Consider the following 16931-nt stretch of genomic DNA (forward strand, 5'->3'; position numbering starts at 1 on the left):
TGCCGCTTTTTGGTGGCAAATGATTGCTTCTTCCAATTCCCCTAATTGGGGTAAAATATTTCCTAAATCGTTGTAAGACTGAGAATTGCTCGGCTCGATTTCTATTTGGCGACGGTAAGTGGCAATTTGTGCGTATAACTCCTGTTGTTTCGCCCGAACCTCATCCAGTTTTGCAACAACTTCCGCAGCATTGGGTTCAATTTTCAGTGCCATGCTATAAAATACGATCGCACCTTCCAACAGCTTTTGTTTCGCTAAAATATTGCCTAAATTTATATAAAACTCTGCTCCTTCTAACTCAATTCCCAGCAAGTTGTGGTAAATTTTCCCGCTGGCAAGTACCTCGATACCTTGACAGTAAGTTGCGATTGTGCTGTCTAAACCCGAGGCGCTGCGCTTCCGCAACACATATCCCAACTTCTGATTGATTCCCGTCAAATTCGGCTCAATCTGAACCGCGTGCAGGTAAGCGCTAACAGCTTCATCCCATGATTGTTCACTGGTTAATGCAATTCCCAAATTGACATAAAACCAAGGAATAGTGGAATTTATTGCAATAGCTTTGCGGTAGCAAATAATAGCTTCTGGCCACACTTGTTTTTGAGCAAAAGCTTCCCCTAAACAATTGTAAGCCCAGTAGGAATTATCATTAATTTCAAGAGCCTGACGGTAACATTTAATGGCTTCATCCAACTCGCGCTTCTGCACCAAAACATTACCCAAACCCACGTAAGCACGAGCATAATTTGGATTGAGTTCGATGCTTTTGCGGTAACAGGCGATCGCCCGATCTAATTCTCCTCGCTCCGCCCAAGTTTTACCCAAACTGTGGTAAGATTCAAACGAATTTGGATTGATGGCAATGGCTTGTCGGTAATTGGCGATCGCCTCATCCCACCGCTTCTGGCCAACCAGCATTTCCCCCAAATTGTGATAAGCTGTTGCCAGTTGCGGGTTTAACTTAATTGCGCGCGAATAACACTCCATAGCGCGATCGCACTTTCCCAATTCCACCAAACTATTTCCCAGAGTCACGTACTCCTCAGCCGTTGCCCAATTCGGCTCAATATTAAAAGCTTGATACCAACAGTCTGCCGCCTCTTCTCGCTTCTCTAACTGCGTCCAAATTCTCGCCAACTGGCGGTAAACAGCAGCAAAATTCGGTACTAAAGAAATCGCTTTTTCACAAGTGGCGATCGCCTTTTCCCACTGTTTTTCTTGAGAATACAAAATGCCGAGATTAGCATAAACTTCCGGCAAATTTGGATTGCGATCGATCGCCCTTTCATACCACTGCTTAGCTTGCTCGATTTCACCTCGAACCTGCATCACCTTTCCCAGCGTCTGACACGCTGCTGCCAAATTCGGTTCAATTTTCAACGCTGACTCGCAAGCAGCAACTGCCTCATTCAACTTTCCTTCGGCTAAATAAACTTCTGCTTGCCGACTCAAATCAACCGCTGCCTTTTCCATCTTCTCAATCGAGGGCATAATTAAACTTGCTCCAGACACCAACTAACTCAAACCCACCACCTCAACCATCCTTTTCAGCGAACTCAAGTTCACTAAAATATCCTCAGTCAGCGAATTCTGATACATCAACTGTCTAATAGGATAGCATTCAAAAGCCTCGCCCGCTAAAAAGTAATGTTCCAACTGCAAATATTGACTGATTCCCCAGTAATAATGGCTGATATAGTGAGGCGACACCAACTCAATTACTTTAGTTCCCTTGCCACAAAAAATCGTATTTGTCAAGCCGCTGCCGTGGGCAGCAACTATTACCTCAGCGTGGTAAAAATGAGCAATTTGCTCTGCCAAAGACATCGACTCCGGCAAAATACAAACAAAGCCAAATTTCTCCAAAACCTCAACCACATCTTCCTCGTTCAAAACTCGTCGGTATCTTGCTTTGCTGCGGCTGATGTAAATGCGTTTGGGATAGCTCGAACTAGGTAGAATTCCCTTGAGAAACTCCCGCCTCAAAAAATCCATCGCCCACCCAGAAGGCCAGCCCAAATATCCCGCAAAAGACGGTACAATTAATTCTGTTGCTTGAATGTGAGGCAAGCGATCACTCTCCAAGACTTTCTCTTCGGGAATGCCCAGAATTCTCAGACTTTCCCGCTGAAATTGGTGCTGACAACTATTGACCAAAAACCAATCAATCTCCGCCAAATCCCTACCGCTGAGCCGCAGCAATTCTATCCTCGGCAAAACATCAACCATCCAGTGAAAATAGACATTTCCCGACAAACCAGAAAGCACCGCCACGCTGCCGTCAATTTGCTTTAAAGCTGGAAAGGATTCTAACTGAAAAACGCTGTGTTTTCTAACATCATGCTTTTCGCATCCCGGCAAAAACCCCGGATAATCTCTCGACACATCAGCCAACAAATAATTGTCAGGAGTAATTACAGCGATCGCCTTGCAAACCATCCAATAATTTTCCTGCGGCACAATCCAAACTCGCCCGTTGGGAATTGCCGCCACAAAAGTTTTGGGCGACTGTACAGGTAGCGGTTGCGAGTTGGACAAACGGCAAACTCCCCAACCCAAATGCACCGGATCGAACCACTTAGAAAGTCGCTGCAAACACAGCCCGCAAGTTAACCCGGTACAATCGGAATTTGCCAATTTGGAATTGGATCTCGCAAATTGGGAATTCGGAATATTTTCTGCACTTGCTTCTGGTGCAGGCTTCCAAAATATTTCCACATAATTCTCTGAATCCAACTTAGCATTAACCAGCCAATCCCAGCTCGATAAATAAATAGCGTGAGGAGGTTTTATAGAAGTGCTATCAGGCCAGATAAAGCTCTGTTTTTTCCACTTTTTCTGCTCCCCATACCCGTGCAATTGCAACTCTAAAACTTTTTGATAATAATCGAGCGCCCGTTCCCAGCGCCCCTGTTTTTCCAGCAGTTTTGCCAACTCAAAATAAACCTGCGGTAAAGCAGGTTGAATCGTCAAAGCCATGCGGTAAACTGCAATTGCTGCAATGAACCGCTTTTGCTGGGCTAAGGAATTTCCCACCCGCCAGTAAATCTCTGCATTCTGTGGTTGAATTTGCAAAGCTTTTTGATAATAAGCGGCGGCAGATTCGTGCCCGCCGTACTCTGTTAAAGCATTTCCCAAATGCAGGTATATTTCTGCTAAATAATCGCAAATTTCAGCAACAGGTAATTCGCAAGCTGCACTTGACAAATATCTAGCCACACCATCTTTTTTATTTACTTTTAAATCAGTTAAATCCGTGACATCCGTGACATCCGTTACATCCGTTACATCCGCTACAAAATCCGTTGCCGAACTTCCCATCAATGCTGTGAGAAATCGATCGCACGCAGCGATCGCCCTTGACAATTCATCATCATCTACCGCCGCCACTCTGCGCCTGTCTCCTAAGCGGCAGTAAGCTTCAACAAAATCAGGCTTCAGAGCTATCGCCCGCTGAAAATAAGGCATGGCTTCAGCAATTTTGCCCAAAACCATCAAAGAAAACCCGGCGTCTGTATAGCCTGAAATATAGTCGGAATTAATCTCGATCGCGCGATCGAAACAAGCAAGCGCCGCCGAATGTTCCCCCTGTAATTGCCACGCTTTCCCCAGATTGTAGTGAGCCAAAACCATGTCCGGCTCCAACTCAATAGCTGTGAGGTAAGATGCGATCGCCCGATCGGGACTTTTGTCCAGCAAGGCTTGACCCAAATTATTGTACAGCGTCGCCCAATCCGGCTTAATCTCGATCGCCCGCTGGTAAACTTCGATCGCCTCAGCCGCGCGATCGTCCTTTAGCAAAATCACACCCAGATTGCTATAAGCTTTCACGTAATCCGGCGCCAGGGCAATCACCTGTCGGTAGGTATCCATTGCCTCCTCGAACTGACTATTTTCATCTAAAACCACAGCCAGATTGTATAAAGCATCGAGATAATCCGGTTTTTGGGCGATCGCCTTTCGGTAACAGTCGATCGCCCCCAACAAATTACCCTGCTTGTGAAAAACATTTCCCAAGTTATAATTAACTTCTGCCCAATCTGGTTTCAAATCCAGAGCTTGTCGGTAGTGAAAAACCGCCTCATCCAGCCACGCATAGTCGCTGTAAAGTTGACCCAAATAAGCATGAGCCAGAAAAAACTGCGGCGAAATCTCCAAAGCTTGCACAAAAGCGTCTCTTGCCGCCGTCGGATCGCCTTGAGCTTCGAGAATTTCGCCTAAAGTCGTGTAAGCCGAGGGCGAAAACGGTTGAAGTTCGATCGCCTGTTTGCAAAACTCGATCGCCTCAGTTAACTTCCCCCGGTTCAAATAAATTTGGGCTTGCCGGATATATTCTTCAGTGCTCATTGCTAGCCAGCAGTTGCGGTTTCTTTACCGCTTCAGTAAAACCTAGAAATTCTAATTTAAAAACTTTGTATTTATATTTCAATACGCTTGCGTTAAAAATATTTATTCCGGGCGATATCCCTTGCAGCATCCCTGGTTGTTGGGCGACGCAAGAGTAAGTTCTTGTCCCACCCTTGTAGGGGCGGTGCCCCCGTGCCCGCCCTTGGCGCCGGGGCGATGCCCCCGTGCCTCCCCCTTGTAGGGGCGGTGCCCCCGTGCCCGCCCTTGGCGCCGGGGGGATCGACCTTAACCCAAGCGTATTGATTTATATTTTTCCCCATCGGGCGATCGATTAATTTTATCAATAACTGTCGATGATTTTTTTTAACTACCCCTGCTGTAGTTCCTGCATTGAATATTTCAACCTCACCCCGCTTGTGGCAGAGTGAGGTTGAAATCCTTTAAAACTACCGGCTTTGTGAGAACAGCCCCGAATCTTATCCGATGCCGCCCCACAACAGCCAATTGTTTTAGAACAACTCGAAGCTGTTCGAGGTAATTGTCAGGTTAGGCTGCAACTGAGCAACAGTTAGCACTCCGTTGCTGCCGTTGAAGAACAACTTACCGCTTGTTGGGTCGTAGACCAACTTGTTCGTCGTGGCTGCTCCTGGAGTAGCTTCGTTGAAACCAGAAACGACGACAAACTCGCTTGCCTCGAACGTGCTGCCCAAACCAGCGAACACACCGCCCTGCTTCAAGCGGATCTTATCTTCGCCTGGAGTAAAGTCAGTGATCGTGTCTCGGCCGAATTCGCCACCAGCACTCGCGAAGAAGAACGTATCGCTGCCAGAACCGCCCGTAAGCACATCATCTCCTCTGTCACCAGAGATAAAGTCATTCCCAGCGCCACCATCGACAGTATCGTTGTCTTTACCGCCGTAGAGAGTGTCGTTACCATCGCCGCCACCAACAACATCCCTGCCTTGGCCGCCGAGTACGTAGTCGCTGCCACCTCCGCCGAGTACGGTGTCGTTACCTCTGTCACCAGAGATAGTGTCATTTCCATCACCGCCGTCTACGAGGTCATCCCCTTTACCAGCAAAGATGAAGTCATCGCCACTAACGCCAGCGACCACATCGTTGCCCGAACCAGAAACGATGCTATCGTTCCCGTCGCCGCCGCCTACACTGTCATTCCCGCCACCGGAAAAAACGAGGTCGTTGCCAGTGCTAGCAGCGATGACATCAGCGCCCGCAAAAGTCTGGATGATATCGTTGCCGGCGAGGCCATTGTTCAACCTGTTGTCGCCTTGGGTGCCGATAACGGTAAAGCCACCGCCAGCCACACCACCTGGCAGTGAACTTGCTGGTTGTGTTGTTGGATTTGTTACCTGTGTCATTTACACTCCTCCTAAAAGATCAATCATTTTTCTACAATACACTTTTCCCTCCAAAGGGATTCAATAAATGAAACCGGACATCGGTTGAGACCCTAATTGACCCGGCTGCTATAAGCTGTCATGTAATTTAAATTGTCAGCAGCGAGCCTCGGAGCGCGAGTTGAATCCTGTATTCGTTGAGCAGCAAATATCGGTTGTTTCCTGCTTTTGACTCTCGACTCCACCACTGCCTCTTCTAACACGAAAATATTCCACTTAAACGTTTGCGAGTTTACCATAATGACCGTCGGTGTGGCTAGTCATTATTAAAACAATAGCCGGAAGATACACAGAGACCATTTTTAATGGGAGTCTGCTCTCAAGATTGAGAACTTGCACCGGGCCCGCGGGCACTGTCATCGCCGGAGAGTTCGATCGCCCGCAATGGGGCTGGAACTGAGCTGCGACTTCTTTTAAGTACACTGTTGTTGACTTGACTTTTGATTTTCGCCAATAGTTCCCCAGAAATCAAAATTTTTTAGCTGGCTTTGAAAGCAAGTCCTCGCACGCTGGAGGCCGCATTCAATCACAAGTGCATCCCAACACAGTCCCTGACGGACTTTTGAGCCTCATCACCTTGATGTTTCCCGCCAAATCCCTCACGATCAATGTAGGGTTTTGGCTAAAAAACCCAGTTTTTCAACCCCTCTCCGTCATTTCAACCATGAGCCGCATCCATCCGCCAAATCCGACAATGCAGCGATCTTCTTTTGGTGAAGTTGGGATGAACGGTTGGCCGGTAGATTTGTGACGGTACTGTCACTATATTTTAGATTTTAGATTTTAGATTTTAGATTTTAGATTTAGTCCACAGATGAATCTGGGAACTGGAACTAGCATCTAAAATTTTGGGCTGCTGGCGACTCCTGCTCCAGTTATGGGTTGGCGCAATTGTAGGTATGGATAATTTACCTATTTATAATGCTGAAGCCGTCAATTTTTTGATGGTATCTATCGGAGCAAAGGTAAAATTTTTACCTCGATACTCGCCGGATTTATCTCCGATAGAGTTGTCTTGGGCAAAAATCAAAGCGATTTTCCCTTCTCAAGCATATCCACCTTCAAATGTTCTTGATGAAGGGATTAATAAAGCTATTAATGCTTTTACTGATGAAAATGCTTACCCATCCTTTCATCACTCTGGTCTCTTTTGAGAACCCATTAAACAGTTAATTTTTGTAGTACATCCGATGGGATCATCTCAATATTTGTAAAAACACTTCTTCTGGCTCCTTCTTTCTTCCTATTTCCTCCTGCCTCCTGCCTCCCAACTCCAATTTCTAGGTTGGCTGCTTTCATTGATGTGCTCCCCATTCGAGCGCTAATACCTCTGAGTGAAACTATTTACTTTTTAGCCCATAGTTTTTTACTAATTGTTGTTAACTTCGAGCTGATCGTTAACGATTAGCAAATTTTCCGAAATTTAATTCGGCATTAATTGAGAGAAAATCTCTACTATTTATTCCTAGCGGTGTGCTGCTAGTTGGGCTGGTGACGCGTTGGAATTGCTCTGGCTATCGTACCTGTAGATTTGAGCGTCACTCTCGAAAATATAATTGATGGAAGTAGCTGCATAGTATGCCAGCGCTAGCAGCGACAATAGATTAAGAACTCTATAAATTGGTTTCTCAGATACTTCGTTCATTTGGACTCCTACTTTTTATGAAATAACGAATTTGGATACCGTGACGGCGCTTTTTTTTAGAAGTTCCCAAACATCTCGCACCTCTAAAAAATTAGCTGGATGCCGTTATACACTCCTGAGACCCGATCGCCCAAAATAAGTCGTACTTGAGATTTGAAACAGTTTTTGTTGCCTATTTCATATTGCAGTCTCTGCCTTTAATTGTCTATCTAACTGCGGTAAGAGTTAGGCATTTGGGGCGCAATCGAACTCTACAATTTCCTGTTTAGAGCTGCTACGATTTGAATAAAGGGAGCTGGAAAAGGTTAAATGGCAAAGATCCTAGCTGTTTTTCCACGCCTCGCCAGGATTTTCCCACCTTCGATTAATGGTACGCAGTGGCCGGAGGTAATGAAAATTCTTAAGTTTGTCACCGGCAGGCGAAAATATGTCTGAAGTTATATTTTTACAAGCAACAAGCCATGTTACATTACATATGAATTTTGAGCTTGGTTGAGGTGGTAAATAATTTTTGGGTAAAAAAATGTTGTGGTCGCTGTCCGATAATTTGAGTCCGACAATTTTGCCTGAACAATTTTAACTGAGCCACACCATTAAATCACGGTTTGACAGAAGAAAATTGACAGAAGAAAATTAGGCATCAGTCGATTGGAGACTTCGGCGTGAGACGTTCAGCGAGGGCTGAGTCAATCTCGCTTAGTTGAACGATTGGAGATTTGAGATTTATTCCACAGATGAATCTGAGATATTCAACAAGAGCCTAAAATTTTGGGCTGCTGCCGACTCCTGTGGGAAACTTGTATCCGTTTTTGGGCGCAGGGCGGTTTCATTCTCACCAAAAACATGAATTTTGTAGGGGTAGTGCCCCCGTGCCTACCCTCCCCATCAGTGCCCCCGTGCCTACCCTCCCCATCAGTGCCCCCGTGCCTACCCTCCCCATCGACGATTTGCTCGTGTTTCAGAGATTGGGGCAGCCACGGGGGGCTGCCCCTACAAGAGAATGAAACAGCCCTGGTTTTTGGGCGGGGTCAATCGATTTTAGATTTTAGATTTTAGATTTTAGATTTTAGATTGGAAGCATTGACTTGCGCGAGATAAATTCGGGGGCTCCTTTATCGGATACAGGTTTTTTCTTTCTCCACCGATGAATCCGGAGGCTTGTATCCTGGATGCTTGATTGTCAAAAAGCAGAAGGCAGAATTTGATAGCGGTCAAAAAATACTGTTTTAGGATTCAGCATTTTTATTGGCTTCTACCTTCTCGCTGCATTTTTTTTACAATTAAACAATATAAATTACTCGCTGCCATGAGCGATGCACGCCGAATAATTTATGAGGAGATCACCAACTATGTTGAAGCCAGTTACTTCCACAATTTATTATAATTATTGATCGCCTTGAGCTGTTTGTACCACAGACTTTGTGCTGGTAATTTGCAAAAGGGATAGGGGCAGAACAACAGGCCAAAACAGAGGACCGATTATTAAGGCTATCCAAGATATCACGTCTGTTTTAGATGTGGCAGTATCATTCCAAAAACTTTTGAACCAAACAAGAAAAACGATTAAGGCAATCGAAAAGTAGCTCATCATTATCATTTTTTTACCTGCCTGCCTATAGATGGGATAGGAGTATTTATAAATATTGTATCTCAGGGTGTGGCTCGCCGATCGCAACTTTATGGCCTGAGCTGCAAGCTGCAAGTGTCTAAAACCCAAAGTTTCACAGCTATCCGAGTCCATAGCCTGCGATGTTGAGCGGACTTACTCCCGCTGCGCGGCGGTCTTGGGAACTCAACGCCTTGCCTTCAGGGCTTTTCGAGGTTTTGTCAAACCTTGAGGCTACCACCCCAATTATAGCTTATGCGATCGAGGTCTTGGGTTTTCTGTGATTTAACTCACGTATACTGGCCGACTTCGGTCACAAATCGAGCCAAGAACGATCACACAGCTTACCCGACTGCCATCACCCTACTCTTTTCTCAAATGCTCGATATTATAATAGTCGAGTTCAACGAGATTTCATGCAAGCTCTGACTTTAAAATCTGATCGCGCGATCGCTGAACTGTTCTATCAAGTCACTCATTCAGGCAATCTGACTCGCACTGACAGCCACGGATTGCGCGAACTCTGCCAAAGCGCTCTCAGCGAAGACGCCCGAGATGCAGTCAACCGCCTGCTGCACGCCATCCGCCGCGGATGGGTCAGGATTTCCGATTAGTCCCCTCACACAAGAAGTTGAGATGAGTATTTCTACTTTCTCTCCTGTCAAGCTTTGCCAACAATAAGATTGAAGTGAGTAGGTCGCTCCATTAACCCTCTCCAAAAAAAATTGTACTGCGATCGAAAACCTCGCCCCGGTTTCTTGAAGAAGCCGGGATTTTTGATTTGAAGCAGTCAGGCGATTTTAGATTTTAGATTTTAGATTTTAGATTTTAGATTGACTTCACAGATGAATGTGGGAGCATGAACTAGAGCTTAAAATTTGGGGCAGATGGCCGATCCTGTCGGAAACTTGTATCGGCTTTGGGGCGAGTTATTAAGTATATCCACGGAACCAAGACCACACCAAGAAACTAGGTAAATGTAGGTAAAAGCGGGTTTATAAACACCGTAAAAGTTTTACGTAGAATTAAGCCAAGCGATTTAGCTAGCAGTCATTAGTAATCTATTAATAGATAAATATTCAGAAATTTGTCACCGTTTCTTAACCAAAAGTAGAGATGTGGGGGTTGCCAAAAGCGAGAAATCGGGACGGGGTTGGTGTTTCCAGTTGCGGGGCTATCCTGGAAACATCCGCTCCCCAAGTCCGGCTGACACAAATCACTCATCAAGAGCCAATGGATCACATTTACTCCCGTAGTTGAATCACATAAAAATTGGAAAAATCAGTCAATACTGTCAAGAGCGAGTTCAAAAAAAACACATGATGACCACCCAAACGCTTTTACCTCAATTTACTATTGCAGAGCTAGTCTTTCAGGTATATCACTCCGGTCTGCTGACTCCCACTCACCGACAACAGCTCAAGACAGCCCTGTTAAATGACTCTCTTACCGAAGAAGATCAAACAGCCATCAACCGCTTGCTCCACGCCGTTCGCCGGGGCTGGCTGAAAGTTGTAGATTAAACTCGGTTCTAAATTTTTTGCCACTACTCTTTAAATGCACTGTCACTTGAAGGCAGAATTAAATCCCCTTAAAAAAATCAGGCATTAGCCTAAATGTAGGGTGCGCCACAAGCACCCTGCTGTTTTAACTTCTATTTTGTCAGCTTATTTAGTCAGAGATTGTGCCGTCAGGCATCATGGCCTCTCTCAGATTCGCTTCATTCAAATTTGTCCCGCGCAAAGAAGCTTGATGCAAGTTTGCTCCCCGGAGATTTGCTCCCTTAAGGGAAACTCCGCTCAAATCTGCTTGATGGAGATTTGCACAGCTCAAGTTAGCTCCGCTCAAATCGGCTCCCTTCAAATCAGCTTTTTCCAGATTTGCTTCCGTCAAATTTGCCCAACTCAGATTTGCTTGAGTTAGGTTAGCACGGCTGAGGTCAGCTTGTGTTAAGTTCGCATCGGTTAAATTTGCTTTGCTCAGGTTGATTCCGCAAAGCTTGACTTCTGTCAAGTTTGCACCTTGCAAGTTAGCGTTAACTGCATAAACTTGAATCAAAATTGCCCCCTGAAGGTTAGCATCTCTCATGTCTGCACCCCTGAGACTCGCCCCCGTTAAATCGGCCCCGCTGAAGACGACACTCCGCAAGATGGCTCCGCTCAAGTTCGCTCCCACCGCCTCGCATTCGCCAAAATTAGCGGACATGAGGTTGGCTTGGGAGAGGTTGGCTTGACTGATATCTGCTTGATACAGATTAGCTCTGTACAGGGTGAGACCGATCGAATTTGCACCTTTTAAATTAGCGTGACTCAGGTCAATATCGCGCAAATTTGTCCTTGAGATATTGGCATCGCTCAGGTCTACTTTGTGAAAAACCCGTTCTCCGGCTGCATACCGTCTGAGAAGTTCCTCTGCATCCATGTCATTTTCCCCAAAATAATTAATAATAGCTTTGATATTTCCATAATATTAGGCATGAGCGACCTTTACGTTTCTTGGTCTCAATACCATCGAAAAATTGAGGATTTGGCTGTAAAGATTGATGAATCTCAGTGGAAATTCGATCGCATTGTCTGTCTGGCGAGGGGAGGGCTGCGGGTTGGAGATACTCTGTCGCGGATTTTCGACAAACCTCTGGCGATTTTAGCGGCCTCGTCCTATGGTGGGGCCGAGGGCAATGTCCGGGGTGCGATCGAGTTTGCCCGCGATTTGACAATGGTGGGCGATAATTTGGGCAGCCGCATTCTCCTGGTTGACGATTTGGCGGATTCGGGAATTAGTTTGAACCAAGGTATCGCTTGGCTGAAGAGTCGCTACGGCGAGGATATTCAGGAAATTCGGACTGCTGTACTCTGGTACAAGGCTTGCTCTGTTGCAAAGCCGGATTATTATGTAGATTATTTGGCTGACAATCCTTGGATTCACCAACCTTTTGAAATGTACGAAAAGATGAGTGCGGCTGATTTGGCTGCGAAAGTTGGGAGTTAGTCTATAAAAGGCTAACATCTGGTCAATTTTTAATATGGTTTTGCCGATATTTTGCACTTTTTGGCATAGTCCGTCAGGGGTTGAAACCCCTGTCTCATAGCTAAAGTCCTCTGAAAGAGGACTGGATATTTATTAAGGTTTGGCAGTCGGTTTCAACTCTGATCTTGCACCATTTTCAGCAACAGGCTTTTCGGCCTGTTCCACAAAGAGTGAATGTTCTTGTGGAACAGGCCGAAAAGCCTGTTAAGCGAGAATGGTACAATATCTCAATTTCAACTGAGATGTTGCATCATTCTCAATGAGCCTTTTTTGGGCGGGCTAGAAGCCCAACCCCTACTCCCCACAAGAAAATTAATTCTTTGTGGAACAGGCCGAAAAGCCTGTTCATAAAAAGCTTATTGAGAATGGTGCAACATCTCAATTTCAACCGACTGTCTTCTATGAGACGGGGAATTAATTCACTCCTAGGACTTGTGGGTAAGTGCAAGTCTGCTGATACAATTAGCGAACCGAAAGAATTCGATCGCCCAATTCCATACTATCTGCCAAAACTTCCTGCCGCGCCCACCTATCCGCCGCCAAAATATCGTCTAAACCAGGACTTTCACAGTTATCGGCTTGATGTTTGTCGCACGCCTTTTCAATCAGCTTGGGAATATCCAAAAACTGAATCTTCTCCTGCAAAAATAGCGCTACCGCCTGTTCGTTTGCCGCATTCAGCACCGCAGGCATCGAACCGCCCGCACGTCCCGCCGCATAAGCCAACTGCATACAAGGATACTTTTCGTGGTCGGGTTCTCGGAAAGTCAAATCCCCAGCTTTTACCAAATCCAGCCGTTCCCAATCTGTATGAATTCGCTCCGGCCAAGACAAAGCATAAAGCAGCGGCAAGCGCATATCCGGCCAGCCCAATTGCGCTAAAACCGAGGTATCTTGCAACTCAATTAACGAGTGAATTATGCTCTGAGGATGGATGACAATATCAATGTCGTCATAATCCATTCCGAATAAGTAATGAGCCTCGATGACTTCTAATCCTTTATTCATCAAAGTAGCAGAATCGATCGTGATTTTCTGCCCCATCGACCAATTCGGATGTTTCAAAGCATCGGCTACTGTTACTCCTGCTAATTTGTCGATCGGCAAATCTCGAAAAGAACCCCCCGAAGCGGTGAGAATAATTCGCCGCAACCCGCCAACCATAACACCTTGCAGGCACTGAAAAATTGCCGAATGTTCCGAGTCTGCCGGCAATATTTTAACGCCGTATTTTTCGATTAAGGGGTTGACAACGGGGCCCCCTGCGATTAATGTTTCTTTATTGGCTAAGGCAATATCTTTGCCTGCTTTGATAGCCGCAATTGTTGGCAGCAAACCGGCACAGCCAACTATGCCCGTGACGACGGCTTGAGCGTCGCCGTATTGGGCAACTTCGACAACGCCTGACTCGCCAGCAAGTAAAATAGGTTGAGGGTCGATGTCTGCGATCGCCTCCTTCAATTCCAGTAATTTATCTTCGTCGCAAACCGCGACAATTTCCGGTCTAAACTGGCGAATTTGCTGGGCCAGCAACGTTACATTTCGTCCGGCGGTTAACCCGACAATCCGAAATTGATCGGGGTATTGAGCTACAATATCCAGAGTTTGAGTGCCGATGGAGCCTGTGGAGCCGAGAAGAGTTATTGCTTTCACAATTTTTTAAGGTTTTGTGGATTATTCTAATATTACGATTGCGGGGATAAAAATTAGTGGTTAACTATTGCGTGGAAAGCACATTCGATGGAATCATATTTTGAGTGGTCAGTTAGTGCCAGATTTCATGCAGAATAGGGAAAATTTTGCTGATGACCGTGAGGACATCAGTGTCTCGATCGCCGAAAATAGAGAGGAAGGTCGATCGCAGCTACCGTCGAGTTTGGTTTGGGCGATCGCTACTGCTGCGGCAATTTTCTTTTTGTGTAGCAGTTTACGGCACGCTTTATTCCAATCAACTGCTTTCGATTTGGGAATTTTTGACCAAGCAATTTACTTGATCGGCCAAAACCAAACGCCTTTTTCTTCTTTAATGGGGATTCATATTTTGGGCGATCGCGCAGCGGTAATCTATTATCCGCTAGCTTGGCTGTACAAAATTACCCCGGATGTGCATTGGCTGCTGTTGGTACAAGCACTTGCATTATCCCTGGGCGCTTGGCCTAGCTGGAGTTTAGCGCGTTTGGCAGGTTTAAATCAAGAACAATCCCGTGCGATCGCATTGATTTATTTGCTCTATCCGGTGGTATTTAACATCAATTTATTTGATTTTCACCCGGAAGTAATCGCTTTACCCGCACTTTTGGCAGCAATTTTGGCGGCGCGTTTAAATAAAATTGTGTGGTTTTGTACCGCTATTCTGTTAGTTCTCAGTTGCAAGGCGGTTTTGTCCCTAACCGTTGTTGCTATGGGTTTCTGGCTGTTTTTTTACGAAAAAAAGCAACGGTACGGGGCGATCGCACTTTTGCTAGGTGCTGCTTGGTTTTTGATAGCTTCCCAGAAAATAATCCCCTTCTTTAGCGGCAGCGAAGTCGCTGGAGTCGGGCGCTACAGCTATTTAGGCAAATCCGTACTAGAAATTATCATCAATCTCATATTAAAACCACAGTTAGTATTAGGAAAAATCCTTTCATTCGATACATTCAAATATTTATTTGTCCTCACCTTACCTGTGATTTTGCTGCTAGTGCCATTTTCTGGGAAACTACGCCTACAATATTTAACAGCGCTAATTCCTGCCCTCCCTACCCTGCTGATCAATATCCTCTCGGACTTGCCATTTCAACGCAGCTTAGCCTATCAGTATTCATTGCCTGTAATTCCCTTTTTATTTTTAGCAGTAATCGCGAAGGAAGAAACAAGAAAGAGGGAAGAAATACAAGGCAACCAGGAAGAGGATAAAGGAAATAAGCCACAGTTTTTCACCTGGGTCAATCTTCCACAATTTAAAAAGTTCCGAATTTCTCAACTTGGGCGGGGAATTCAATTGCCTAGAATCATGATAATTTGGTCGTTAATAATTTTCCTATTCCTGGGCGAATATAAAGATTTTTATCGGTACCTAAATAGACTAGATACCTGGCAAGCTACACGCGAAGCAGTCGCACAAGTCCAAGCCCAAAGCAGTATTTTAACAGATAATAGACTTGCCCCTCACTTTGCCCACCGCCCAATAGTAAAATTGCTTTCACAAATTTCGCCCCAAACAAATTTAGCAGAATTTCAATACATATTATTAAACCTGCGCCATCCCTGGCCTGATACTGAAAAAATTGGTGATACCTTAGCAAATAAACTTAAAAACTCTCCAGATTTTCAATTAACTTATCAAAAAAACCAAGTTATGCTATTTAAACGAATCGCTGATTAAACCAATAAAATGCTAACTTTAAAATCCCTAAAATCTCATCCAGTATTTTTAATGATTGTCGTGACAACGATAGTCTTATTTACCGCCAGCAGCGCGCGGCACGCTTTGTTTCAGTCAACTGTATTCGACTTAGCAATTTTTGACCAAGCAATTTATTTAATCTCCCAAAATCAAACGCCATTTTCCTCTTTAATGGCCATAAATATTTGGGGCGATCACGCCTCTTTTATTTTCTATCCACTAGCTTTACTTTACAAAATATATCCCGATGTTCACTGGCTTTTTTTAGTGCAAGCTGTTTCCCTAGCTTTAGGTGCTTGGCCGAGTTGGAGTTTGGCACGTCAAGCCGGATTAAATAATAGCATATCTTGGGCGATCGCCTGTATTTACCTCCTGTATCCATTAGTATTTAATGTCAATCTCTTCGACTTCCACCCAGAAGTAATTGCTTTACCAGCACTGCTAGCAGCAACCTTAGCCGCGAGGCTGAATAAAATCTTGTGGTTTTGTGCTGCTATTGTATTAGTTTTGAGCTGCAAAGCCGTGCTATCTTTAACTGTGGCTGCGATGGGTTTGTGGCTGTTGTGTTTTGACAAAAAACGCAATTGTGGACTCATAGCTCTATTTCTAGGCGCGGGTTGGTTCCTGGTAGCTACTCAGGCAGTTATACCGTATTTTAATCAGGGAAGAGAACACGCGGGAATCGCGCGGTATCAATATTTGGGAAACTCGGTTTTTGAAATTGCTATTAATTTAATACTAAAACCACATCTAGTTTTAGAGCGTTTGTTTTCTCTAGAGACTTTTGAATATTTAGCCTTATTGCTATTACCAGTAATTTGGTGGCTGTCCCCGCGTCATCTGTCATCTTTAATTAGTGCTGTGCCGATGTTGGCGATGAATATTCTTTCCGATAGGCCCGCTCAGCGGGATTTAGTTCATCAATATTCTGTGCCGATATTGCCGTTTTTGTTGGTTGCCGTAATTTCCAGTTTAGCAGCTAGCAATCAGCAAAAGGGAAAGACAATATTTGATAGATTGCCACTTCCTAATTATCCATTGCCTAGAGTCATTGTAATTTGGTCGTTGATTGCTTTCTTAGCTTTAGCGAAATACGGCTATTTTTGGACTATTTATTTAAATGGGCTCGACACTTTGCCCGCTACCAAAGAGGCAATTTCTCTTGTTGAAACCAAAGGCAGTGTTTTAACAACTGCTCAAATTGCTCCGCACTTAGCCCACCGCCCTGTAGTAAAATTTACTCAGGCTAACGCGCCGCCTGCAAATCTCGCAGAATTTGATTATGTAGTGCTGAACCTCAGATATCCTGGCTGGATGAGCGATCGAGAATTTGTTAAAAACTTAGTAACTCAACTAAAAAATACCCCTCAATTTCAACTAAAATATCAGCGAGACGACATATATCTATTCACTAAAAGTCATTAGTCAGCAGTCAACAGTCATTTAACTGGTTCCCAGGCTCTGCCTGGGAATCTATGTCTAGAGGCTCGGCCTCGCTTGCGG

15 protein-coding genes are annotated in these 16931 nt (G+C 45.0%); 7 read left to right on the top strand and 8 right to left on the bottom strand.

All coding sequences use genetic code 11. The features are described 5' to 3' along the window. The 4 genes from QUB04_RS11735 to QUB04_RS11750 form a co-directional block, all read right to left on the bottom strand. Positions 1–1491, bottom strand: a 1491-nt coding sequence (locus QUB04_RS11735) for a tetratricopeptide repeat protein (protein ID WP_333284343.1), incomplete at its 3' end; no start/stop codon positions are given. 24 nt (positions 1492–1515) lie between these two features. After that, positions 1516–4347, bottom strand: coding sequence for a tetratricopeptide repeat protein (locus tag QUB04_RS11740; protein WP_333284346.1), 2832 nt, complete (start codon positions 4345–4347; stop codon positions 1516–1518). A gap of 509 nt (positions 4348–4856) precedes the next feature. Continuing rightward, entirely contained in the window at positions 4857–5726 is an 870-nt protein-coding gene (locus tag QUB04_RS11745; RefSeq protein WP_333284348.1) for a calcium-binding protein, read from the bottom strand. Between the two features lie 92 nt (positions 5727–5818). Further along, positions 5819–6004 (bottom strand): hypothetical protein, encoded by a 186-nt coding sequence (locus QUB04_RS11750; protein WP_333284350.1) that lies wholly within the window; start codon positions 6002–6004, stop codon positions 5819–5821. 609 nt (positions 6005–6613) lie between these two features. On the opposite strand from QUB04_RS11750, the gene QUB04_RS11755 reads away from it, so the two are divergent. Next, the gene (locus tag QUB04_RS11755) at positions 6614–6919 is read left to right on the top strand and encodes a transposase (protein WP_333144311.1); all 306 of its coding nucleotides are present in this window, start codon (positions 6614–6616) and stop codon (positions 6917–6919) included. A gap of 7 nt (positions 6920–6926) precedes the next feature. Here the strand turns inward: QUB04_RS11755 and QUB04_RS11760 are convergent, their stop codons facing one another. Beyond that, entirely contained in the window at positions 6927–7064 is a 138-nt protein-coding gene (locus tag QUB04_RS11760) for a hypothetical protein (RefSeq protein ID WP_333144312.1), read from the bottom strand. Positions 7065–7230: 166 nt separating this feature from the next. Continuing rightward, positions 7231–7410, bottom strand: a complete 180-nt coding sequence (locus QUB04_RS11765) for a hypothetical protein (protein ID WP_333144313.1) — start codon at positions 7408–7410, stop codon at positions 7231–7233. 309 nt (positions 7411–7719) lie between these two features. Here QUB04_RS11765 and QUB04_RS11770 point away from each other — a divergent pair, with 309 nt between their 5' ends. The 3 genes from QUB04_RS11770 to QUB04_RS11780 all read left to right on the top strand — a co-directional run bounded on the left by QUB04_RS11770 (position 7720) and on the right by QUB04_RS11780 (position 10539). Further along, complete coding sequence (locus QUB04_RS11770; protein WP_333146033.1) at positions 7720–7845, top strand: hypothetical protein; 126 nt, start codon at positions 7720–7722, stop codon at positions 7843–7845. A gap of 1587 nt (positions 7846–9432) precedes the next feature. Next, entirely contained in the window at positions 9433–9630 is a 198-nt protein-coding gene (locus QUB04_RS11775; protein WP_333104105.1) for a hypothetical protein, read from the top strand. Between the two features lie 708 nt (positions 9631–10338). Continuing rightward, a complete protein-coding gene (locus QUB04_RS11780; protein WP_172186381.1) occupies positions 10339–10539 on the top strand; it encodes a hypothetical protein in 201 nt (66 codons plus the stop codon). 148 nt (positions 10540–10687) lie between these two features. Here the strand turns inward: QUB04_RS11780 and QUB04_RS11785 are convergent, their stop codons facing one another. Continuing rightward, the gene (locus tag QUB04_RS11785; protein ID WP_333284353.1) at positions 10688–11437 is read right to left on the bottom strand and encodes a pentapeptide repeat-containing protein; all 750 of its coding nucleotides are present in this window, start codon (positions 11435–11437) and stop codon (positions 10688–10690) included. Positions 11438–11491: 54 nt separating this feature from the next. Between QUB04_RS11785 and QUB04_RS11790 the strand changes: the two genes are divergently transcribed. Further along, positions 11492–12004 carry a phosphoribosyltransferase family protein gene (locus QUB04_RS11790; RefSeq protein ID WP_333146024.1) on the top strand — a complete coding sequence of 171 codons (513 nt, stop codon included), beginning with the start codon at positions 11492–11494 and terminating at the stop codon, positions 12002–12004. 501 nt (positions 12005–12505) lie between these two features. Here the strand turns inward: QUB04_RS11790 and dxr are convergent. After that, positions 12506–13696, bottom strand: coding sequence for a 1-deoxy-D-xylulose-5-phosphate reductoisomerase (dxr, locus tag QUB04_RS11795; protein WP_333284355.1), 1191 nt, complete (start codon positions 13694–13696; stop codon positions 12506–12508). Positions 13697–13823: 127 nt separating this feature from the next. Here dxr and QUB04_RS11800 point away from each other — a divergent pair, with 127 nt between their 5' ends. Continuing rightward, positions 13824–15407, top strand: coding sequence for a DUF2079 domain-containing protein (locus QUB04_RS11800; RefSeq protein ID WP_333284358.1), 1584 nt, complete (start codon positions 13824–13826; stop codon positions 15405–15407). 9 nt (positions 15408–15416) lie between these two features. Further along, positions 15417–16853: a DUF2079 domain-containing protein gene (locus QUB04_RS11805; protein WP_333284360.1), complete on the top strand. Its 1437-nt coding sequence runs from the start codon at positions 15417–15419 to the stop codon at positions 16851–16853. The last annotated feature ends 78 nt before the right edge of the window (positions 16854–16931 follow it).

This window comes from Microcoleus sp. D2_18a_B4 (genome assembly GCF_036702475.1).
GTDB lineage: Bacteria > Cyanobacteriota > Cyanobacteriia > Cyanobacteriales > Microcoleaceae > Microcoleus.

Excerpts from the sequence above, each read along its gene's own strand:
- QUB04_RS11780 (WP_172186381.1), top strand. The coding sequence starts at position 10,339 with ATGACCACCCAAACGCTTTTACCTCAATTTACTATTGCAGAGCTAGTC.
- QUB04_RS11750 (WP_333284350.1), bottom strand. The coding sequence starts at position 6,004 with ATGGTAAACTCGCAAACGTTTAAGTGGAATATTTTCGTGTTAGAAGAG.
- QUB04_RS11740 (WP_333284346.1), bottom strand. The coding sequence starts at position 4,347 with ATGAGCACTGAAGAATATATCCGGCAAGCCCAAATTTATTTGAACCGG.
- QUB04_RS11745 (WP_333284348.1), bottom strand. The coding sequence starts at position 5,726 with ATGACACAGGTAACAAATCCAACAACACAACCAGCAAGTTCACTGCCA.
- QUB04_RS11765 (WP_333144313.1), bottom strand. The coding sequence starts at position 7,410 with ATGAACGAAGTATCTGAGAAACCAATTTATAGAGTTCTTAATCTATTG.
- QUB04_RS11800 (WP_333284358.1), top strand. The coding sequence starts at position 13,824 with ATGCAGAATAGGGAAAATTTTGCTGATGACCGTGAGGACATCAGTGTC.
- QUB04_RS11775 (WP_333104105.1), top strand. The coding sequence starts at position 9,433 with ATGCAAGCTCTGACTTTAAAATCTGATCGCGCGATCGCTGAACTGTTC.
- QUB04_RS11770 (WP_333146033.1), top strand. The coding sequence starts at position 7,720 with ATGGCAAAGATCCTAGCTGTTTTTCCACGCCTCGCCAGGATTTTCCCA.
- QUB04_RS11805 (WP_333284360.1), top strand. The coding sequence starts at position 15,417 with ATGCTAACTTTAAAATCCCTAAAATCTCATCCAGTATTTTTAATGATT.
- QUB04_RS11790 (WP_333146024.1), top strand. The coding sequence starts at position 11,492 with ATGAGCGACCTTTACGTTTCTTGGTCTCAATACCATCGAAAAATTGAG.
- QUB04_RS11760 (WP_333144312.1), bottom strand. The coding sequence starts at position 7,064 with ATGAAAGCAGCCAACCTAGAAATTGGAGTTGGGAGGCAGGAGGCAGGA.
- QUB04_RS11785 (WP_333284353.1), bottom strand. The coding sequence starts at position 11,437 with ATGGATGCAGAGGAACTTCTCAGACGGTATGCAGCCGGAGAACGGGTT.